2 protein-coding genes and 1 tRNA gene are annotated in these 3,630 nt (G+C 52.6%); all 3 read right to left on the reverse strand.

The features are described from left to right. Window positions 1-2,564, reverse strand: a 2,564-nt coding sequence (gene cphA, locus OB13_RS14205; RefSeq protein WP_461490830.1) for a cyanophycin synthetase, incomplete at its 3' end; no start/stop codon positions are given. Between the two features lie 404 nt (window positions 2,565-2,968). Beyond that, a tRNA-Cys gene (locus tag OB13_RS14210) sits at window positions 2,969-3,039 on the reverse strand. 134 nt (window positions 3,040-3,173) lie between these two features. Further along, window positions 3,174-3,539 carry a hypothetical protein gene (locus OB13_RS14215; RefSeq protein ID WP_461490831.1) on the reverse strand — a complete coding sequence of 122 codons (366 nt, stop codon included), beginning with the start codon at window positions 3,537-3,539 and terminating at the stop codon, window positions 3,174-3,176. Between the last annotated feature and the right edge of the window lie 91 nt (window positions 3,540-3,630).

Genomic DNA, 3,630 nt, shown 5'->3' on the forward strand with positions numbered 1-3,630 from the left:
TCTATGTCTTCTGTAAATATGGCGACAAAAGCACCTTCACCGGCATGCTCCAGGGCATACGCAATGGCCCGCATTTCCTCGGGAATCACTTTTACCTGTATATGAGGTGCCGCATCTTCTATGCCCTGCATCATGGGCAGTGTTATTTCCTCCGCCGTTTTGCCCCGTAGGTCGCTGTCGAGGCGGATGATGATCTCATCAAATATTTCCCCGGCCACTCTTCCCAGCTCATAAAAATCCTCGGTGCGTCGATCCCCTACTCCGGCTATTATGCCTATTTTGCGGGTCACGTCCAGGTCTTCCATAAATCCGCCGATCGCCTTCAGGCCGCCCACGTTGTGCGCATAATCGATCAGCACCTCAAACTCCGGAAACTGGAACAGGTTCATACGGCCCGGTGTCTTGGCAGGTGAAGGTATAAACGTGCGCAGGGCACGCTTGATATCATCTACCTCAAAGTGTGAGATATACCCGGCCAGCGTCGCCGCCAGGATGTTCTCGATGTTAAACTTAGCCCTGCCTCCGAAGGTCAGCGGTACATCGGCTACCCGGTCTACCCGTATCTTGTAGCTGTTTTTGAAGATCGAGATATAGCCGTTCTCAAAAACTGCAGCCAGTCCCCCTTTGGCAATGTGCTTGAGTATGCGCGGGTTGTTTTCATCCATACTGAAGAAAGCCACTTTGCACTGTACTTCTTCCGCCATTTTGTACACCAGGTCATCGTCCGCATTCAGCACCGCGTAGCCATCTTTGGACACACTTTTCGGTATCACCGCCTTTACCTGGGCCAGCTCCTCCAGGGTATGGATGTCGCGCAGCCCCAGGTGGTCAGAACTTACATTCGTCACGATGCCAATGTCGCACTGCTCAAAGCCGAGGCCGGAGCGAAGCAGACCGCCACGTGCACACTCCAACACGGCAAAGTTCACAGTTGGGTCCCGGAGCACGAACTGGGCACTGCCCGAACCTGTCGTATCGCCTTTTTCCAGCAGCTTATCCTGAATGTAGATCCCGTCTGTGGTCGTATACCCTACCTGATACCCCTTGCTCTTTACCATATGCGCGATCAGGCGGGTCGTAGTGGTCTTACCATTGGTGCCGGACACCGCAATGATCGGGATACGGGCAGGCTTGTTGTGCGGGAAGAGCATGTCGATGACTGGCTCTGCCACGTTGCGCGGTAGACCGTAAGTAGGCGAAATATGCATCCGGAAGCCCGGGGCAGCATTCACCTCCAGCACAGCACCACCCGCCTCATTCAGCGGAATGGCAATGTCCGTTGTCATCACGTCTATACCGCAAATGTCAAGCCCTATTAGCCCTGCTATTCGCTCCGCCATGAGTATGTTGTAAGGATCCACCAGGTCTGTAACGTCCGTAGCGGTGCCTCCAGTACTTATGTTAGCCGTACTTTTCAGGTAGAGCACCTCCCCTTCGGCCAGAACGGACTGAGTAGTAAGTCCTTTGGCCTTTAAAATATTTTGTGTGTGCGTATCGATCGTGATTCGGGTGAGTGCTTTTTCATGGCCGATACCGCGTCTTGGGTCTTTGTTCTCCCGGTCTACCAATTGTTTGATCGTGGAGGTGCCATCTCCTGTTACCATGGCCGGTGTACGCTTGGCAGCCGCCACAAATTTCCCGTTGATCACCAGCAGCCTGAAGTCGAAGCCCTCCATGAATCGCTCCACCATTACGGCATGTCCGTACTTTTGCGCGGCAGTGAGTCCTTTTAGGGCATCTTTCCAGTTGGTAACGTTGATGGTAGCGCCTTTGCCATGGTTTCCGTCCAGCGGTTTGAGCACAAGGGGGTAGCCCAGGCTATCTACAGCACGTCTGAGTTCTTCCTGGCTATACACGGTGGTGCCTTTGGGCACAGGTATACCTGCTTCGTCCAGCAGCTCTTTGGTTGCGTCCTTGTCGCCAGCTATCTCTACAGCAAAACAAGCTGTACCGCTCGTCATGGTCGCCTGTATGCGTTTCTGATTCACCCCATAGCCAAGCTGTATAAGCGAGTGCCTGTTCAGGCGGATATACGGTATACCGCGGCTCACTGCCTCCGACACGATCGAATACGTACTGGGCCCGAAGTACTCGTCTTCCCGGATCTGGTGCAGCCGGGTGATGTCTTCGCTCAGCCTGTACTTCTCCCCTTTTATCAGCGCCTCTGTGATGCGCACGGCGGCATAAGCGGCATACTCCCCTGCCCGCTCTTCCTGGTAGGAGAAGATAACGTGCAGTGTGCCCTGGTCGCGGGTCATGTAGCAGCGGCCGAAGCCACTGTCCATACCGGCCATGGTCTGCAATTCCAGTGCAATGTGCTGCACCACGTGCCCAAAGGTCGTTCCTTCTTCTACTGATTTGAAGAAGCCGCCGTCTACACCCTCTGTTGCGCGATGCACATACATAGCAGGGAACATTTTTATGAGGCGATTCAGGAAGCCGGGAACTTCGTGGGTAAGTTTGTCTGCCAGCTCTTCCAGTGCCAGCTTCAGTACGATAATTTTGGGATGCTTAACTGACCAGTAATTTGGCCCGCGCATAATGCGCAAATCTATAATCTTCATGCGATTTGATAATTGCTTGTCTTCTGTTAGCTAGCTAGGATTGAGGATGTTTTTGCACAGGCCTGGCCGGGCAAAATAATGGTGTTTGCTTTAACATAGGTGTGCCTGCCACAATGCTGTTCTGACACATGCGCTGCTTTCGTGTTGTAGGTTTGATAAAATAGACGGATGAAAGTATAGCAAAAAGATATTGATAGCCTGCAATACGATTTCCTGCATCAAAGGATATACAGAATGATAAAAATCAGTACTATTTACGAGGGGAAGTTTGGAGCAGGCAGAAAGGTCGCTTTGTGTGCAGGCCGCGCGTACCGTGCATGGGTTGACAGGTGCCGCTAGGCAGGTATGGGAGGTATAAAAAAAGCGCCCGTTCAGGTATGCTGAACGGGCGCTTGGGTAATGAGAGGTAACGAGCGGATTCGAACCGCTGTAGCAGCTTTTGCAGAGCTGAGCCTAGCCACTCGGCCACGTTACCCTGATTGGAGTGCAAATATAAGCAGAGAAATATGCTTGTCAAACTATAAAAGCACATTTTTTAACCGCTAGACGCTACTGCCCTAGCAGTAAGGGACTTAATCTTTCCCCTCCACGAACTAATTCGTTTTGCTGTTATTTATTCAGCGGGGCTCCTACCGGTATGGCACAATCATGGCCCGGCTGACCGTGAGGCGGGTTGGTGCCTGCTGCTACCGATCCGGAAGGCTGTGGCTGAAATACGGGCGGTGGAGTTGTTAGCTTAGGCTGTGCCGGCGTATTCAATGGAGCGCCTACCTCTATGTCACAACGGTGTCCCGGCTGCCCATGTGCAGGATTCAGTGCTACTGCTGTTGAAGGCGTCGCGGTGGTCGCAGGTGAATTGGCAGCAGGTGCCGTGCCCGTTTGGTTGCTGGTAGTGGTCGTGTTGCTTTCGCCATCAGAACAGGCCGAGAAGCCGATCAGCGCTGCAGCCAGTAAGATGTTTGCTGTAGTTTTCATTCTATCGTAAGACAAGTTTAAATTGTAAGTGAAGCCCGAAGTCTCCTTGCATCAGAGTGCTTCCACCTCAACAACCGACAAGCTACCAAAA

It is taken from the genome of Pontibacter sp. HJ8 (assembly GCF_054824225.1).